Genomic DNA, 17,345 nt, shown 5'->3' on the forward strand with positions numbered 1-17,345 from the left:
TATCCAGATCGCGATCACTCACAAGCGCCCAATCCAACTTTGTCAACAGAACCTAGACCGTCCTAACTACTCCAAGTCTCGTACAAATTCATCGTTAGGGACGGAGTAAATCATGGAAGAGAAAAAACGACGCCTTCAATTGACGAAAGAAGAGCGGCGGCTTTTGGCTGAAAAATCTAAGGAAATCGCCTTCGCTGCGGAGAGCAGGCGCCTGGCGGAAGCAGCTGAAAAGACCGCAAGACTTCGCGCCCTTAGGGCCTCACACGTTTCAAACGCATAGAGGAGAAGAAAATGAACAAGATCGCAGTCACTGCAATGTTTTTGATGATTTCAACTGGCGCCTTCGCTCAGTCGGCTGCCGAATCCACAGGCGTGAACTCTCTGTTGGGCAGCGCTCCTAAAACCGAAGATTTCGTTGCCGAGGCCGCTACCAGTGACCTGTTTGAAATCGCTTCCAGTAAGCTCGCGGTCGAGCGGGCTGACCCCTCTACAAAAACGTTCGCGCAACAGATGATTACTGATCATACCAAGACTTCGACCGAATTAAAGCAAATGGTCGACGCAGGAAAGGTCAAGGCAGTAATTCCCGCCGCCATGACATCTTCCCAGCAAAGCATGCTCGACAAACTCAACGGCTTGCAGGGTGACGATTTCAACAAACAATATCACTCCGACCAGGTTTCCGCACATAAGGACGCGGTGGATCTCTTCAAGCGGTACGGCGATGGTGGCGACAATGCCGACCTGAAGACGTGGGCAGCAACCACCTGACCTGCCTTGGAACATCATCTGATGATGGCGCAGGATCTCAAGAAATAGGTGTCTAGGAAGCGGCTGCTCGTCGGTCGCTCTTCTGCCAGGTCTGGTGTTCTGACATCCGGTGACCTATGCGTGAGGGCTTTGTAAGTTCAAAACGAAGGCCTTCATATATGGTAAATCAGCAAAGAGTCCCAATGCCGATACGCGTAATAACCTTTGGTATTCCAAACGTTGATAGGGCTATTTATGCCGAATCACAGTGAGGGTAGGATGTCCGGTTCAAGCTGCCCGTATCTCCCATCAAACTCTCGATGAACGGCGCGCGGCGCTCGAAGACGAGCCGCCAGCTGTTCATCCGCGCTTTGCTCGATGTCGTCGCCGAGCGTGATAGTTTAAAGATGCGGGAGACGGCATCTTCGGGGAAATACGGAGCGGCCGAAAACTGGACGCTTTCGCCGGTTATCATTGGAGGCCCTGCTGCCGGAAGGCGGTCTTTTGCTTGGGTGATGTGTGTATCTGATAATCTCCATCATTTATCCCTCCCTGTTGGCGAAGCATGCCAGCGGTCCCCCAATAAGGCTGGCCGCCGGGCGGGTCCGGTTAGCTCTTGACGGCGATCCGCATGACCTGCGTCTGCGCCTTCTCAGTCTTCGACAAGTCGTCGGGCTGCGTGCGCATGCTCAACCAGGAGTAACGGTCAAAATGCCGTCCCTAAAGCTGGACTTAACCTTGGCCTCATCGACTTCGACGCCGACGAGGGTGCGGCGCTCGAAACGACAGTAGTAGCGCTCGGAGAACTAACGATCCTTTTCCGGGAATGCTGCCATCAAGGAAAACTGGGAAGAATTTGAGTGCCTGCCGCGGCTCCAGCGATGGTCAACGGGCGGAAAGGTTATGACATCATTGCCTCTCCGTCTGCCGCTCGAATCGAAGCCTCAACTGATTTCCCCTAGCGCACCGAAGAAAAGTGACGACCCAACTAATTCATGAATTCATGTTTAATATGCTGCGAAACAACGTGAGCGAGAACGGAATTCTCCAGGGTCGTGGACAAACGACAACAGACGTTCTTGCGCGCACGGCGATAACGCCCGACAAGATTGCGCGCGCGATTACCCTCACCATCGCGCAGACGGACAACGTGGACAATCAGCGACATTGTCGTGCGGCCTTCCGCGCAGGCATGAGCTACGTCTCGACTATCTGTGAAGCTTCACCGCTAAAAAGCCTACCAAAACATCCGAGAGAAACTCTCGCTGTTGAACCGGAACATCCGGCAGGCGGTAACCAACCATGACAGACCTTCAAGCTGATGATCGGCTGTCCATTCCTGACACGCGATCGGGCAGCCAAAGCTGCCCGATTTTTTCACATTATCACCGTCGAGACCAGCCGGCAGCTCCTCGGTTCCCGAAGGGGCTGCCGGCAATCGACACAGGATCAGGCGGCGAGCGCTTCGATTTGGGCTTTGGCGGCGGATACCGCTGCTGCCTTGGCATCTTCACCCAAGGCAAGGCCTTCCGCGCGAATGATAGTCACGTCGGTGAGGCCGATAAAGCCGAGCACGCCGCGTAGATAGGTTTCCTGATGATCTAGACCAGCGGCAGGGCTGCCAACCGAGTAGACACCGCCACGGGCCGACGCCAGGTAGACCTTTTTGCCCTTGACCAGTCCTTCGGGGCCGTTAGCGCCATATTGGAAGGTGCGGCCGGCAACGCAGACGCGGTCGATCCAGCCCTTCAGCTGCGTCGGAATGGTGAAGTTATACATCGGTGCGCCGATGACGATGATATCCGCAGCAAACAGATCGTCGATATAGGCGCCGCCGGTGGCAAGATCCTGGCCGAGGGCGGGATTGCCGACTTCGCCACCTTGGAATACAGCGAGATGGGCATCCGATAAATGCATTGCCGCGTCGACGACCAGATCGCGACGGATAACCCGCGCGCCCGGATGCAGCGCTTCCTGCTTGGCGACGATTTCAGCTGTGAGCGTTCGGCTCACCGAGTAGCCGCCGAGAATGCTGGAATCGATGTGGAGGATGGTTGTCATGGGAAAAGTCTCCATTTGCCCGGATTGATCGGCCTTGGCTGTGCGTGTGAAAAAATGTCTGAGCGTCTTTATCATCAGAGATCCATGTCACGCAGCTCTACATCTGAGAAGCCATGACGTCTCGATGGTATCCATCGGTAAATTCGATATGTTTGCCAACGGTAAGCGATCGGCGCCAGACTTGCACTGGAGGAGCTGGCCGGTATCATTCGATAAGACCTATCGGTTCAGCCTATAATGGAGGATGGCATGCTCGATGGCCTATCGCTCGACCAATTGCGGACTTTTGTGGCGGCCGCCGACGAAGGGAGCTTTTCTGCAGCAGGCCGCCGGCTGCGCCGGACGCAGTCGGCGGTCAGTGAAACGATCGCCAACCTCGAGGCCCAGCTGGCAGTCATGCTGTTCGATCGGACCGGCCGTTATCCGCGGCTGACGGCGCAGGGCAACGCTTTGCTGGTCGACGCGCGATCCGTCGTCAGCGCCGTCGACGGCATGAAGGCGCGGGCGAAAGGCATAGCAGGTGGGCTTGAACCGGAGCTTTCTGCCGTCATCGACGTTTTCTTCCCCATTTCGGTGATCGCCGATGTGTCGCACGAGTTTCGGAGGGAGTTTCCCGCTACTCCGCTGCGGCTTTATGTCGAGGCCCTCGGCGGGGCTGTGCAGCCGTTGATCGATGGTCGCGCCAGTTTCGGGCTGGTAGTTTCGCTGCCGACATTGCCCTCAGGGTTAGTTGGAGAGGGTCTCGCCAGCGTTGAATTTGTCATGGTCGCCGCCTCAACCCATCCACTCGCCGCGTATGAAGGCTTGATCCCCCGGGAAGATCTGGCACGACATGTCCAACTGGTGCTGACGGATCGGACCGACCTGTCAGCAGGCCGTGAGTTCGGCGTCATGTCGCCTTTAACTTGGCGCCTCGCCGATCTGTTTGCCAAGCACGCATTCCTCATCAGCGGCCTCGGATGGGGTGGCATGCCCCTGCATGCCGTGCGGAAGGACATCGAGGAGGGACGCCTTGTGCAACTCTCCATCCAGGACATACCGCTAGGTGGCCTGAAGCTGCCGATGTCTGCTGTCTACCGGGTCGACACACCGCCTGGCCCCGCAGGCCGCTGGATGATCGATCGTCTCAAGCAATGCTCGGGCACTAAATGCTAAAATTGGGTCGTAAACACTTCCGTAACTACGGTTTTCAACGAACACCACTGGAGGCGACAGAGTTCCAAAACAGCGGTTAAGTTTAAAAATTCGATCCGGAGGAAATATTCAAGCTACCGTGAGCCGGCCGGTTAACTTCGGATCTTCTTTTACCAGCGATTCCGGGAGACTGACACCACGAATGCCGCAGTAAGGACGTCAATTGCGTCTACCTGCCAGTGTCCAAGCAGATGCTCAATCCACTGATGCCCCGCGGTGTACGATCTGCCCAAAGAAGTGCAAGGGAGCAGGCATTGTCATGCCCTGGTGCGACATGCAGGATAATATCGAACATCTTTCGTAAATCATTGCCGAGGTCGATCCCGATGCGCACGCGGTGCTGATCCTTGATCAGGCGGGCTGGCACTCATTGGCCAAGCTGATCGTGCCGAAAAACATCACCTTGCTATTCTTGTAGCCGCGTTCCCCTGAACTCAACCCATTAGAACGTATGGCAATTCAGGCGCTACAATGGCTGCCAACCGGTTTTCACATAGTATGACGATATCGTCGATCACTGCTGCAAGGCTTGGAATAAGCTCAGCCATCAACCAAGGAAGATCATGTCAATCGGATTACGCGATCGGGGCCATCGGGCACGATCAATGCCCATTTATATAAGATCAATAACTTGGCTCATTCGCTCAAACAACGAAGATGAATGGTAATAACGGCATTTTTGCGTTTGCCGGCCTGGCCCGGCCAATCGAACAAATCACATCTGCTATGGCGATGCCGCGTCGCCGATTCCATATTCCGGTCGTGCCGACGAGATCAGTGAAATGGCGACGGCCGTCGAGGTATTTCGGACAAACGCCATTGCCAAATCGCGTCTTGAACAAGAGGCTTTCACCCAACGCAGTATGACGGACGACGAGCGCTGTCGAAATGCCGAAGCTGGTCGTGTAAAGGATGAGACCATGGCTGAAGCGACCGCAGGTCTCGGCGAGGGACTTAAACACCTATGCGTCGGTGTCATGTGCTTTGTCGGCGAGGATCGTCGCGCCGTGCCGCAGGTCGCTCAACAGCTTTTCAGCCATCGGTACATCGGCGGCTTGGCCAGCGGTGAGTTTAAGCCGAACCGATCTGCCATCTGCATCGACAAGAGCGTGGATCTTTGTCGTCAGGCCGCCGCGCGAACGTCCCACGCAAGGATCGGCAGATCCCCCTTTTTAGCGTTGGCACCATGCTGGTGAACGCGAACACAAGAACTGTAGATCATCACGATATTTTCATCGTAACGCTTTGAAACGGCGTCCAGAAGACGATCCCAGACACCCGCCTTGCGCCATCGGGAGAACCGATTGCAAAGCGTCGTGCGCGGGCCATAATGCTCCGGCACATCTCGCCAAGACGAACCAGTCCTGAAACGCCAGAGGATGCCGTTGATCACCCGGCGGTCATCGACACGTTCAATTCCAAGGCTATTGTTCGGCAAAAGAGGTGCAATGATAGCCCATTCTTCGTCGCTCAATTCGTAACGGCGCGTGGCAATCTCCTTTCAAGGAAATTGAACCACACATCGTCAATAAGATGAACCCCGTTTATGGGAACACCGCCTAGACTACACGGATGATGGGGAAGGTCGCGAAGGCGTTCGGCGGCGATGTCGCGGTCGAGGACACCTGGGAAGAATTCTGACGTTTTGATCTCGGCAGCTTCCCACGGCTTGGAACCGTTAAGGGGGTACTATCTTATTGGCGTGCGTTCGACGGACTGCACATTCATGAGCAAGGAAATCGACAAGCGTCCGAACCGATGGAAGGAGCCCGCGCCGCGAGGGGAAGACAGCGTGAACTATACCTGCCTCCGGCCTCCAATCAGGCAAAAGATGTATTAGGCGCCCTGCTTTTATATCATCGCAAATGAAGACGGTCGGAAGTTGTACGGCACCAACACCCGAAAGAGCTGCATCACGAAGGGTCGACATGTCATCTGTCACCAATCTTGGTGAATGGGGAATAATTGCAACTTCACCGTTGGCGTGGTGCAGTTTCCAAGCGTACTCTCTTTGTCGTCGTCCCAAATCAAGGCTGGATAGGCTCTTTAAGTCGACGGGCGATTTGATTTGACAACTCAATAGGTTAGGCGCCGCAACAAGACACTGTAAACTCTCGTCAAGCTTTTTCATAACAAGACCGGTCGGCTCAAGTGGAGGAAAACGAACGCGGATAGACAGGTCGAACCCCTCTGCAATCACATCAACGCGACGGTTTGTCCCGTCCAACTGCACTTGGATGTTAGGGTTTTGCATCATGAAACGCGCAATTATTTCGCTGAACTGCAATGAAAGTAGTCCTGAGGGGCAACTCATGCGCACTACACCGCGCGGTTCTGATTTAACCGCTGCCACAATCTGTTCGGCTTCTTCCGCTTCGATCAGCATCGCAGCGCATCGCTCATGGAAAGCGCGCCCCACGTCGGTTACAGAGAAGTGGCGGGATGAACGGTTGATGAGACGGACGCCCAAGCGTTGCTCTAGGAGAAGCACGCGGCGGCTCAATCGAGATTTTTGAATTCCGAGCGCGCGCCCTGCTGGCGAGAACCCGCCGTGGTCGACGACAACCGCGAAGTAGTACAGATCGTTTAAGTCTTTCATCGTCCCCTCTATAGGACGCTGCGTCGCGTTGGGCAAGCTTTCAACGCTATCGTTGCACTGGTATTAAATTTCCGCAACGATTTTTGTCAGCGAAGAACAGATAGCGGGCGCTTATACAAAGACTGCCTATGAAGTCCGACGCCGATCTGCCAGCAGGCCATTCGACCGCGATTGTGGTGCTGACGGAGTAACCGTTCGAGACGGACAAAAGCCAAGCAAGGTTAAGACAGTGCTCTTTTGATCGCAAGTTCAGGATGGAGGAATTAAGATATTGAACCTGTCAAGTGGTCGTTCAATCCGAACCGCCCAAGATTTAACAACCGGCCTCACTGCAACAGGAATTGTATTATTGAGACCTACTTGAGCTATGCGCCGGCTACCTTTTCTCTGTGAAAAAGCGTTAGCTTACCCTTCCAATCGATAAAGGGCCCTGGCCCGACTTCAGCGAAATATCTAATAAAGGAAATTTTTCATGACTAGTGAAGCAATACGCAATGCCAAGACTGATCATCTCCTCACCCCGGAGAATGCGGCATTTATCATTATCGACTACCAGCCGATCCAAGTCTCGTCGATCCGCTCAATGTCACGCGACGAATTGGTTTTCAACATTGTGAGCACTGCCAAAGCCGCTGTGAATTACAACCTACCGATTATCCACTCGACCGTTAACGTCGTGTCGGGACGCAACAAGCCGCCAATTCAGCAATTGCAAGACGTTCTTGGCCACCTGCCGACCTACGACCGCACTTCGATCAACAGTTGGGAAGACACGGAGTTCAAGCAAGCCGTAAAGGCGATCGGCCGCAAGAAGCTTATAATGACGGCGCTTTGGACAGAAGCTTGCCTGGCGTTCCCTGCACTCGACGCTCTACAGGAAGGCTATGAAGTTTATGTGCCGGTCGATGCTGTCGGCGGCACCTCGCTCGCCGCGCACGAGGCGGCACTGCGTCGTGTCGAACAGGCTGGCGCTAAGCTAATCAGCCGCGTCCAGATGTATTGCGAACTCCAACGTGACTGGTCGCGCGAGGCAACGGTACCGGGCTTCATGGACGTCTTCGCTAACTCCGACGGCTTCAACCCAGAGACAGCAGCTGATCATTCTGAATGACGATGAAATGGATTATGCGGCGACAGAATCGCTGTCACCGCACAGTTTCAAGGTATGCAAGCAACGAGTGAACTACGCGGAGATCTGTTGGCTCCTTGAGAGACCACCGTTCCAGAGGATCGTTTTTTTCATTTTCCATCTAATGTCCTCGTCAATGTTATTTCTATAAAAGCGGCAGGGGTCATCTAATTTGAAAAATTACCTCGTTTTGTCAGACGGTGGCCAAATCCCATCTCTTTAGCGAGGCGAGATCTTGCTTCAGAGTAAGCAGGGGCGACCATGGGATAGTCGGCCGGTAACCCCCATTTTTGTCTGTATTGATCGGGGCTCATTTTGTAATGCGTCATCAGATGGCGCTTCAACGATTTGAATTTCTGCCCATCTTCAAGGCAGATTAGAAAGTTGTTTTGAATTGACTTTTTGATCGTGACTGGCAGTACCAGCTTGATTGGAGTAACTTGCTTTGGCAGCTCACCGCTGGCGCGACGGAGCGCGAAATGAATATCCTTTATTAGCTTTGAAAGCTCGCCGACGGGAACAACGTGGTTCCCAACATAGGCTGAAACGATGTCGGCGGTGAGCTCTGCGGTCAAAGTAATCGAGATCTCATCAACTTGGGTAGTCATTTTAGTCCTTGTTAATGGTTGTACGAAGAATCCAACTCGCTAGGGCACCACGGCCTATAGCCGACAAATCTTAGAGCGCATCACTTAACCACCACAATGTTATAACATCACATTGTGGTACGCAACCGATTTTAGTGTTTCCACCGGTTGCCGCCAATTATAGATAGCTTGAACGTTAGAGCATCAAGATCACAAAAATGCCGGTTGATGTGGTTGGTTATCTGCTTGCTAAGTGGCATTGGCCAACTGCACCTGGAAACACAAAACAGTTGGCAAGTTATGTCGGCCTCGCGCCCATGCCGCACCAAAGTAGCAATGTCGATAGAGACCAGCGCATCGGTCGAGCACGCAACGCTCGGCGCGACGCTATCGCCTTTGTCGCATGATTTGCAGAGATGCAAAAAGAATACCGAAAACTTCACACCCTTCGAAGGTTTTGATCGAGCCTGCAACATTTCTCAATATCAAAGGACACACCGCAATAGCGAAGGGGCGCATAAAGATGACGTCGTGCATTGAAGGTTTCGACCCCATCGCGACACTTACCGAATTTGAACATTGTGCGTGTTTGGCAGCTTCAAGCTCGGACGGCACGAAGTACAATCCGAGTGACGCTCAGATGCTTAAAGCATCACCAGACCAAAGGAGGACGTCAATGAAAAGCATAGTCTCTGCGCTTAGTATGGCCGCATTCATCACAGTTGCCGGGGTCGCTCCCGCCCTCTCGCAGGTGGTCATCAACAACGATCCTTATGCCGATCCCAACTCGGATGAGGGCGAAACCGAGTACAGGTTTCTTAGGACCTGGAACCACGAGCACGACACGAGAAATAGATGGCAAGAACGCCGGACGAGTTTCGGGCCCCAGGATGTCATTCGATTGCTTGAGGCTCGCGGCTATAGTGTCAGAAACGTCGAAGATGTAGGGATGCGGTATCTTGTACAAGCTTCGCGCGGTGGCGATGATCTGCTCGTGAGCGTGTCGCGCAGCGGCGACATCATGGGTGTAGTGCATGATCGGCGTTGAGGTCGGCGATCAACTCTGGGGTTCATGATTTGATCTGCGGTCATCTAAAAACCATTCAGCGTGAAGCCAGAGGCAACATTTGTGCCGCAAAGCAGCACAGTTTGGGTGCCGCGACTCTTCACATTGTATCAGAAGTCCCACCTCCCTTCGAGAAAGGAAATGACATGCCTAATCATCTTAATGGCGACTTGCTGTTGGCCTCCAACGTCCCAACTGGTGAAGTCATCCGCGCCCGTAGGTTGTGGCAGCACCGTCACGAGATTGACGTTATCAATTTCAGGCCGCGGTCAAATCGCCGCCGGGTTCTGGCGGCCGGGACATTTGCATGCCTGCTCTGCGCGTTTCTCTATGCCCAGCCGATCTCCACTCCTGCTGTTACCTTAAATGACGAAAAGCTAGCGATGCCAGCAACGACATCCGTTGTCACGGTCGGTTCAACGAAACTACAGGGGGCCGTCGATGTGGCGCCCGCCTCGTCTGGAGAAATCAAGTCCGAACTTGCATCTCTTCCCGTCGTTGCTATCCCAACTCGGCGTCCCGTTCCGGCAGTAAAACGCGCGGCCGGGGCAGGCGGCGCGACAGGTTCAAAAGCAGAGTTAACGGCAGGCGTGGCTCGCTTCGATCAATGCAAGCCGCGGTGCGAGGCCCAGCATCCATTGATCTCGAGCTCCTCGTCTTCAAAGAAGAACCCAGTCGCCGTCACGATAAACACTCAGACCGAGGAAAAACAACCCATGCCATCTGCGGTCTTTGATGATGCTCGTTTCGTTCTGGTTCAAACCGCTGTCGCGCCTCTTACGGCCCTTAGAGTGGGTCGAGATGCTCTGGGAAAGATGGCCGGTTTGAATTGAATTGGCGTTGATCGGCGCCGCCCAACACAGCGCATGCATTCGAACACGCCGCAAGAGCAAACGGCCTTCTTCAGAACATGCAGTTAGGAGTATCGCATGGCGAAAGCCTTCAAATTAAAGCGCCGCCGCCCGGTTATCGTGTTCTTGCCAGAAAGCAGGTCAGGGGTTGTGGTTTCGACGCTAGTAACGAATGGATTCCACGTTGCGGAAGTATGGTCTGTACCAGAGCTTTTCGACGCTATTCGGTCGGGCCAATGCGCAGCTGTGGTCACTTCGGACACGTCTATAGCCCTCGTCCTCGCGATCGGCTCGATAAGGGTAATGGATGCCAATGTTTATTTCGTCTTGTCCAATCAGAGATCGACGTTCGACCAAGCCGGTTTCTTGAACCGAATAAGTCTACTGGTCGACGCTGACGGACAACGCCACGGTGCCGTCTGCGACGTGACACACAAGAATGTCTCGGGCCATCCGCTCGGACGGCTGCTGAAGGCACTGAAGTTGATTATTTTTGGTCGCGCGCATCCCCCAGCTCTCAAGTGAAAGCGGATGGCCTGCCGCCCGTCGGCCACGATCTCCATCACATCTATCAGGGCCGTTTGGTATCCGTGGATTAAAGCGGCTCAATGTAGGAGAAGCCTTGCATAATGGCTTTCCCAAATAGGCTTTTCGGCTGCTTCAGAGCGGCACGCGTTCCCATAGCAGGACGCTCGCGCGCGGAATGCTGGCCTGCTCGGTCACGCGACCACACGCTGTGCATTCATCTCGACGCGATCCAAAGCTACTACCACATTTCCCAAACAACATATCCCTAGAAGAGAAGCATATGTCAAATTATCACAATGGCCTATTCTTAACCTTGCTGCTTACAACGCCACTGCTAGCTGGTTGCGTCAGCGACGAAGACGGCTATGGACAACCCTCAATTTATTACCGAGATTTCAACGGCACACCGGCGAGCCGTGATCGTGCTCGTGAGGCCTGGCAGCGTCAGGAAGCGCGCCGCGACGAGATTACTCGTCGGCAAGATGCGGACGATCGACAGGCCAGTGACCATCACCGCTTTTGCCGAAGCGCACCATCGTCGCTATTCTGCCGCTATGACTAGAACAGCGGCACTGCCCACTCTTGCCGCATCTTTCGGTGAAAGGGACTATGCTGTTCTCCCCCAGCTTCCGAGCCGATTAATCGGAAAGTGGGCACGCGCCTGTTGTGGGATGAAGGTATGAGGCGTCTAGTCGCGAGAGTCGCTGTTGGGCAGGGAGGGGAGAAAGGAGAAACAGATTTCTGACTCCATATGCAAGGTTGCATTTAAAATACAACGTCGCTTTTAAATACGAAAGGACTTTGCCAATACAATCCCGCCGCTTTCGGTCGTTTTGACGCTTCGACTGTCGATCGGCGAGGCTTCCCTTTCCCTACAGCTCTCACGTCCCCATAACGAGATGATGCTTGATCCGCTGCCACAAGCCCGTCGCGCACCAATCGTAGAAATAACTGTGTACGGCTGAATAGGGTGGAAATCCATTGGTAGCATACGGCATTGGCATCAGCTCGACGCGATATAAAAGCAATGCATTTAAAACCTCGCGCAATTCCGTCTTGCGCGGTCGACTGAACCGGCAGGGCGTGGGAATAAACGGAGCAATCAGCGACCACCCCCTGTCTGTCAGATCACTTCTTTGGTTGACACCCGGAATGCAACGTTTTTGATCGGATGCGCATATGATCGAGTGCGGTCTTCTGTGAGGCCTGCGAATGCGGCATGTTCAGAAGCCGCTGTCCGTTATGGTGATCTGCGGATCAGGTCCGGATCTTGCATTCGAGCTCCAAAGCTCAAAGCGATCTACTGGCTTCCTTCACCCCGATCAGTTCGCCCATTCGGATCGTCGCCTTCTCACGCCCCCTTTATCCGGCCTTGGATAGTCTGTGCTGCAAGTCGTGCATGCAACGAACGCGTGCGTTGAATGTCGATAATCCTCAGTCTTCGTCAACATCGCCCATATCACTCGCGCCATCTTGTTCGCGAATGCGATCGCCACGAGCATTTTCGGCTTTTGCGCCGCCATGCGTTCTAGCCACGAGCGTTGCGGAACGAACTTCCGGCCCATCCATTTCAGACGCGACATCGCACCAATAATCATCAGTCGACAGGCGGCCGAGCCGCTCCTTTATGCCTGTCGAAAATTGCCGTGGCCGAGCCCGAGCCAGACTGCGAAGTCGCGACCGCGCCAGAAACAGTTCATAGGAGGCGCAAATGCTTCAACGGCCAGGGCTGTCATTGGTCCAATTCCTGGCATCGTCTGCATCCGCCGCGCCGTGTCATTGTCAGTCGACTGAGCTTTGATTTTCGCTGTACGGGCATCGATGCGAACCGTCGTTTCGGCAATCTGTTTAAGCAACTCCAGACATTCCTCCCGCGTCGAATAAGCTAGGTCGCTGTTAAGGTCGCATAGGAGGTCTTCGATCTGCCTGGCCATCGCCCATTTCAAAATATCCTGTTTCAATGGGATGAAGACGGCACATACGATAAGCGCAACATATCTCAACATGAAAAAACACTCCGCAATATCGCGTTGCGGCATAGTAGCGATTGAGGCCGCCGATCACTTCTCAAGCGGTTCCACTTGGAGAAAAACGAGGTATTTTATGCATATCAAATTTGTAATGATAGCTACCCTAGCAGCTGGGTCGGCCATCGCGGCGCCGGTTTGCGCGGCTGATATGGTGGAGCAGGCCGCCCCTCAGCCCGAAGCAACGGTAAGTTCTGACTACGACTGGTCCGGATTTTACATCGGTGGGCAGGGCGGCTACAACTGGAATGACGCCAAATTGTTCGGTGAGGCGCAAAAACTAGACAGCGGTTCGGCAGGCGTACATGCCGGATACAACTTTCAATCCGGCAACATCGTCTACGGTATCGAAAACGACTTCAACTACAATTTTGAAAAGAACAAGGGAACAGATTTGGAGTGGGACGCATCCGGACGGGGCCGCGTTGGCTTTGCTTTCGATCGTACCTTGGTCTTCGCCACCGCGGGCATCGCCGCAGCCAGTGGCAAGGTTGAGGTGCCAGCGGCTGGAAAGAAGGACGATATTCTTATCGGGTGGACGGCAGGCGGTGGCCTCGAACACGCTTTAACAGATAACATTCTCGTTCGTGGCGAGTACCGATACTCTGATTTTGGCAAGAAAGATTTTGGGTCCAGCATCGGCGACTTCAGCGCTACGCAAAATAAAGTCCTCATCGGCGCGAGCTACAAGTTCTAATCCGATCGGGACTGAGCATTCATGAGCTCGTACACCAGCAAGGCGATGAGAAGCGGCCAAACCTACGACGCCTGTTCATATTGCCAGGCGGACGAACTCAAGCCGCCATCGGGTTATTGTCAATCTCGCGGAGAAAAAGCCGCCAAGCGACTTAACTGCGGGTGTCGGCATGAACATTGGGATACCCCTATTTCTCCTTCCACCGGCGACGCGAGAGAGATAGGGGGTATCCGTACGCGGAAGGCCGCTGAATCACCTCGCGCGTAGGTGCATAGAAGAACTTCTGCTCGTCGGGGCGGTGCTTGTCAGTGTAATGATATTTCATTACAATGGTATTGCAAATGATTTGTTGTGGTAGGCGGAATTTACTGCCGGCCTGGCGCTTACGATCAAAGCCAGAACAGGGTTTCGCAAATCCTACCGGATCTCGCGCGTCGTGGCGCCGCCAACCAATAGGAGTTTGAGAATGTCGAAGATCGAAAAGTGTGACACGATGCACGTTAGTTCGTCTATCGTTGACACTCTTAAAAGGGTGTGCGCGCAAATTGATGCAAAAATCCTGGTCGAAGAGACGTGGAATTGCGTCGGGCAGATAACCTACAAAAGCGGAGTTCGTCGCTATTTTCGGACGTCGACGTTCGATCTAAACACTATGGGCGCATCGTCAATTGCTCGTGACAAGCAATATTCGCGATTCTTTCTTCACTCTATGGGTTATCCGGCTACCGAGGGGGAAAGCTTCTTTTCAGAGACGTGGGCTAGGAAAGTGAAGGCTTCGGACCGGGGATATATCGCAGCATTAGCATACGCCCGGCAGATTGGATTCCCCGTCTTCGTTAAGCCAAACAGTAAGAGTCGGGGGGTGGGCGTAAGCTTGGTCCGCAATGAAGGCGAGTTTAACGAATCTGCAAGGATCGCTTTGCAAGAGGATAAGGTTATCCTCGTCGAACGCCCGGCCGTCGGCAATGACTACCGCGTAGTCGTGCTGGACGGCAAAGTCATCTCAGCATACCATCGCCTCCCGTTAACAGTCACAGGGGACGGCCAGTTGTCACTTCGTGAACTAGTCGATGGCGTTCAGCAAGAGTTCCGCCGGAACGGCCGTGGCGAAACCATTGATTTAGCGGACTTTCGGATCAGGCGCACTTTGGAAGCAGAGGGGCTAACATTTGAAAGCGTCCTTGAGAGTGGCAAATCACTGAAGATGTTAGAAAATGCTAACCTTTCGTCAGGAGGTACAGCGATTGACGTCACCGACCGAATAAGTGAGGGTTTCACGAGACTCGCAAGGGATGTTTCGAGGGATATGGGCCTCCGTTTGGCGGGTGTCGATTTGATGATCGACGGGTTGATCGAAGACACCCCGTCGGCTAGTCCGCACCGGATTATTGAAATCAATTCTGCGCCTGGACTGGACCACTACGCTTCGCTTGGGATCGCTCAGCGGAAGATCGTGGATGACTTGTATTATAAGTTGGTGATAGCGATGGAGCGCCCGGGAGAAAGGTTTTTGTGACGACCAATTTTGCGTGCAGCTTTGTGCTTTCGCACGAAGATTGCTGTCGAGCCGTGGAAAACGACGGTAAATATCTTAAAAATTGTAAGCCTCGTTTCGGACGTCTGGATCTCGAAGGCGTTAAGCTACGCATGGGCGCTGGCAGTCGGGGTATTCTCAGGTCTTCCCGTGATGTGACTCGCCGGCCTGCGGTACCCCCTCTACTAGTGATGGTTGATCGAGGAGTTGCCTGCAGAGATCGATACGATCCCTTTTAAAGGTGATAGAGCTGCAACAAAATCGAATATTTCTACACACACTGCTGCAAAGACATGAGGTAGTTCTGTTTATAACCAGGAGTAATTATTGTGACGCAGCAGTCCGAAATTGAGCACCGCAGCCCAATCCTCGTCTTTCTTACAAAGCGCGCAGCTGATGTGGTGATCTCGCAGCTTGAGAAGCATGGATATACAGCAGTCGCTGTCTACACTGTCCCTGCATTGTTCGATGCACTCCGCTCAGGAACTTATACCCTGGCAGTAACAACCCGGCCAGGTATCGCTACGGTTCGAAACATAAAGCTCATTCCCGTCTTGAACCTTGAAGTGTTTTTTTATGATGGCCACATTGATCAAACAGATTCCACCGCTTGGCCAAGGCGATTTGATGGCAATGCTTTCATGGAGCGCCTCAGAATCTTGAACGTTCCGAGGCTAACGCGCGGATTTAGCAAATATGACAATCCTTCCTCAGAGCACTGCCAAAAAGTTGGGCTCTTCTCTACGTTGTTGAATGCTAGCATTTCATTTTATAACAACCGGCTTCCTGCGATGCGAGTTGTTAAAAATGAACGTCGTTAGGCAGAAGAGCCTTGGGCTAGATGAGGCCAGTGATACAAACAGCAAAATAGACCAATCGCTTGAAGCGGAGAAGAGTCCGTTTACGATTGCTCGGGAGAAACCTCGTCTCTGGATGTCCACGGTGGATGAGTTTCAAAATGCAGCTTTGAAGCGGGAGCTGCTTCTTTGTGGAGGTTGCATCATCATGATATTGGCAATCGGCGCGGCTTCGACCGCGGGGTTAGTTATCACTGCCTTTTTCGTCCTCATTTCGATTGGCAACATCTTTAAGAAAGTGGTTCTCTCGGTTATAGGCGAAATACGTAATCACGTCGCTTTGAGGCGCTAAGCGACTGGGCTAGTTCCCATGGCATTATTTTCCTGGTTGTCGCGCGCGCTTGCTACATTACCATCGTGCTTATCGTTAGATAGATTATACCAACGAGCGCGATGTGTGACTCTGTTGGGGTTCCCAAAAGTCGACGAATCTGACTCGATGGCGCAAACAGGAGGTTTGCAATGGGTTCAGCGCTTTCGTTGCGGCAGGATTTCGATGGTACGGGTCTGCGTCTACTGGCGCGGCAGACGAAGGATGCCAATCAGGCACGACGCCTATTGCCGCTGGCCTCGATCTATGATGGCGGCTCGCGCGCGGATGCGGCCCGGCTTGGCAGCGTGACGGTCCAAATCGTGCGCGACTGGGTGGTGCGTTTCAATGCCCGCGGCCCCGATGGGCTGATCAACGGCAAGGCTCCAGGTGGGCGGGCGAAACTGAATGATACCCAGCGGCAGGCATTAGCAAAGATCGTGGAACGGGGACCGATTCCGGCCGTCGATGGCGTCGTGCGATGGCGGCGCAGAGATCTGGCGCAGTGGATCTTCGAAGAATTCCGTGTCTCCATGGACGATACGACGGTCGGACGAGAGTTGAAGGCTCTGGGCTTTGCCAAGATCTCTGCTCGTCCCCGCCATTATGCGCAGAATGAGCTGGAGGGCGACGCTTTTAAAAAGACTTTGCAGCCGCGCTTGCAGAGATCCGGGCCAAATGCCCGCCCGGCACGGATCTCGAAATCTGGAGGGCCGATGAAGCTCGCATAGGACAGAAAAACAAGATCACGCGCCGTTGGGCACGTCGGGGAACCCGACCTTCTGCACCGCACGATCAGCGCACCATGTGGGCGTATATCTTCGGCGCAATCTGCCCCAAGAAAGGCAAGGGGGCAGGTCTCGTTCTTCCCTATTGCGACACAGACGCCATGCAGCAGCATCTCGACGAAATCAGCCTTGCTCTTCCGTGGAAGATGCCCTTCACCGCATTAACTGCACCGATCTGTTGATTGTGATTAGCATACAGAAATGCCCGTACCAACCTGAGAAATAGAAAGCTTTTATCATGTTTCGGCATCAGGACTTTAGGCTCAGGACTCGTTAAATCAGAGCCAGAAGATAACGGCGGCCGCGATGCATATGCTTGAGAAGAAGGTGTGAGCGCAACGGTCGTATCGGGTGTGAATTCGCCTCC

General features: G+C 53.7%; 15 protein-coding genes and 8 pseudogenes. 14 read left to right on the top strand and 9 right to left on the bottom strand.

Going from position 1 to position 17,345, the window contains the following annotated elements:
- The first annotated feature begins 112 nt into the window (after nucleotides 1-112).
- Both EQW76_RS29100 and EQW76_RS27650 read left to right on the top strand, forming a co-directional pair.
- Nucleotides 113-280 carry a hypothetical protein gene (locus tag EQW76_RS29100; RefSeq protein WP_153816498.1) on the top strand — a complete coding sequence of 56 codons (168 nt, stop codon included), beginning with the start codon at nucleotides 113-115 and terminating at the stop codon, nucleotides 278-280.
- 11 nt (nucleotides 281-291) lie between these two features.
- Nucleotides 292-771, top strand: a complete 480-nt coding sequence (locus EQW76_RS27650; RefSeq protein WP_142832405.1) for a DUF4142 domain-containing protein — start codon at nucleotides 292-294, stop codon at nucleotides 769-771.
- A 274-nt stretch (nucleotides 772-1,045) separates the two neighbouring features.
- Here the strand turns inward: EQW76_RS27650 and EQW76_RS30055 are convergent.
- Together EQW76_RS30055 and EQW76_RS30290 are read right to left on the bottom strand one after the other, a co-directional pair.
- Nucleotides 1,046-1,289: pseudogene (locus EQW76_RS30055) on the bottom strand (hypothetical protein); the annotation flags it as partial.
- 150 nt (nucleotides 1,290-1,439) lie between these two features.
- Nucleotides 1,440-1,503: pseudogene (locus tag EQW76_RS30290) on the bottom strand (Hsp20/alpha crystallin family protein); the annotation flags it as partial.
- Nucleotides 1,504-1,726: 223 nt separating this feature from the next.
- Between EQW76_RS30290 and EQW76_RS27665 the strand changes: the two are divergent.
- A complete protein-coding gene (locus EQW76_RS27665) occupies nucleotides 1,727-2,056 on the top strand; it encodes a hypothetical protein (protein WP_142832404.1) in 330 nt (109 codons plus the stop codon).
- Nucleotides 2,057-2,199: 143 nt separating this feature from the next.
- Here EQW76_RS27665 and EQW76_RS27670 read toward each other — a convergent pair whose 3' ends face one another.
- Entirely contained in the window at nucleotides 2,200-2,811 is a 612-nt protein-coding gene (locus EQW76_RS27670) for an NAD(P)H-dependent oxidoreductase (protein WP_244615583.1), read from the bottom strand.
- Nucleotides 2,812-3,060: 249 nt separating this feature from the next.
- On the opposite strand from EQW76_RS27670, the gene EQW76_RS27675 reads away from it, so the two are divergent.
- On the top strand, nucleotides 3,061-3,966 hold the full coding sequence (locus tag EQW76_RS27675) for a LysR family transcriptional regulator (protein ID WP_142832402.1): 906 nt from the start codon (nucleotides 3,061-3,063) through the stop codon (nucleotides 3,964-3,966).
- A gap of 1,004 nt (nucleotides 3,967-4,970) precedes the next feature.
- On the opposite strand, the pseudogene EQW76_RS27685 reads toward EQW76_RS27675, so the two are convergent.
- Nucleotides 4,971-5,500: pseudogene (locus EQW76_RS27685) on the bottom strand (IS5 family transposase); the annotation flags it as partial.
- A 183-nt stretch (nucleotides 5,501-5,683) separates the two neighbouring features.
- Complete coding sequence (locus EQW76_RS27690; RefSeq protein ID WP_142832399.1) at nucleotides 5,684-6,604, bottom strand: LysR substrate-binding domain-containing protein; 921 nt, start codon at nucleotides 6,602-6,604, stop codon at nucleotides 5,684-5,686.
- A gap of 472 nt (nucleotides 6,605-7,076) precedes the next feature.
- On the opposite strand from EQW76_RS27690, the gene EQW76_RS27695 reads away from it, so the two are divergent.
- Nucleotides 7,077-7,715, top strand: a complete 639-nt coding sequence (locus EQW76_RS27695) for a hydrolase (protein ID WP_142832398.1) — start codon at nucleotides 7,077-7,079, stop codon at nucleotides 7,713-7,715.
- A gap of 185 nt (nucleotides 7,716-7,900) precedes the next feature.
- On the opposite strand, the gene EQW76_RS27700 is transcribed toward EQW76_RS27695, so the two are convergent.
- Nucleotides 7,901-8,341 (bottom strand): MucR family transcriptional regulator, encoded by a 441-nt coding sequence (locus EQW76_RS27700; RefSeq protein ID WP_142832397.1) that lies wholly within the window; start codon nucleotides 8,339-8,341, stop codon nucleotides 7,901-7,903.
- Nucleotides 8,342-8,550: 209 nt separating this feature from the next.
- On the opposite strand from EQW76_RS27700, the pseudogene EQW76_RS30060 reads away from it, so the two are divergent.
- The 4 genes and pseudogenes from EQW76_RS30060 to EQW76_RS27720 all read left to right on the top strand — a co-directional run.
- A pseudogene (locus EQW76_RS30060) lies at nucleotides 8,551-8,700 on the top strand (transposase); the annotation flags it as partial.
- 296 nt (nucleotides 8,701-8,996) lie between these two features.
- Nucleotides 8,997-9,368 carry a hypothetical protein gene (locus EQW76_RS27710; RefSeq protein WP_142832396.1) on the top strand — a complete coding sequence of 124 codons (372 nt, stop codon included), beginning with the start codon at nucleotides 8,997-8,999 and terminating at the stop codon, nucleotides 9,366-9,368.
- 164 nt (nucleotides 9,369-9,532) lie between these two features.
- Nucleotides 9,533-10,219: a hypothetical protein gene (locus tag EQW76_RS27715; RefSeq protein WP_142832395.1), complete on the top strand. Its 687-nt coding sequence runs from the start codon at nucleotides 9,533-9,535 to the stop codon at nucleotides 10,217-10,219.
- Between the two features lie 96 nt (nucleotides 10,220-10,315).
- Nucleotides 10,316-10,762, top strand: coding sequence for a hypothetical protein (locus EQW76_RS27720; protein ID WP_142832394.1), 447 nt, complete (start codon nucleotides 10,316-10,318; stop codon nucleotides 10,760-10,762).
- 814 nt (nucleotides 10,763-11,576) lie between these two features.
- Here the strand turns inward: EQW76_RS27720 and EQW76_RS27725 are convergent.
- Nucleotides 11,577-11,949, bottom strand: a pseudogene (locus EQW76_RS27725) (transposase); the annotation flags it as partial.
- Nucleotides 11,950-12,189: 240 nt separating this feature from the next.
- Nucleotides 12,190-12,531 (bottom strand): annotated as a pseudogene (locus EQW76_RS30065) (transposase); the annotation flags it as partial.
- 337 nt (nucleotides 12,532-12,868) lie between these two features.
- Here EQW76_RS30065 and EQW76_RS27735 point away from each other — a divergent pair.
- The 5 genes and pseudogenes from EQW76_RS27735 to EQW76_RS27755 all read left to right on the top strand — a co-directional run.
- The gene (locus EQW76_RS27735; RefSeq protein WP_142832392.1) at nucleotides 12,869-13,489 is read left to right on the top strand and encodes an outer membrane protein; all 621 of its coding nucleotides are present in this window, start codon (nucleotides 12,869-12,871) and stop codon (nucleotides 13,487-13,489) included.
- Between the two features lie 466 nt (nucleotides 13,490-13,955).
- Nucleotides 13,956-15,005: a cyanophycin synthetase gene (locus EQW76_RS27740; RefSeq protein WP_143123487.1), complete on the top strand. Its 1,050-nt coding sequence runs from the start codon at nucleotides 13,956-13,958 to the stop codon at nucleotides 15,003-15,005.
- Between the two features lie 347 nt (nucleotides 15,006-15,352).
- Nucleotides 15,353-15,844 (top strand): hypothetical protein, encoded by a 492-nt coding sequence (locus EQW76_RS27745; protein WP_142832390.1) that lies wholly within the window; start codon nucleotides 15,353-15,355, stop codon nucleotides 15,842-15,844.
- Entirely contained in the window at nucleotides 15,831-16,172 is a 342-nt protein-coding gene (locus EQW76_RS27750; protein ID WP_142832389.1) for a hypothetical protein, read from the top strand. Before EQW76_RS27745 ends, EQW76_RS27750 begins: the two co-directional genes overlap by 14 nt.
- A 170-nt stretch (nucleotides 16,173-16,342) precedes the next feature.
- Nucleotides 16,343-17,115 (top strand): annotated as a pseudogene (locus EQW76_RS27755) (IS630 family transposase); the annotation flags it as partial.
- A gap of 141 nt (nucleotides 17,116-17,256) precedes the next feature.
- Here EQW76_RS27755 and EQW76_RS27760 read toward each other — a convergent pair.
- A pseudogene (locus tag EQW76_RS27760) lies at nucleotides 17,257-17,345 on the bottom strand (IS5/IS1182 family transposase); the annotation flags it as partial.

Source organism: Rhizobium sp. rho-13.1, from assembly GCF_007000305.1.
In the GTDB taxonomy this organism is placed as follows: Bacteria; Pseudomonadota; Alphaproteobacteria; order Rhizobiales; family Rhizobiaceae; genus Rhizobium; species Rhizobium rhododendri.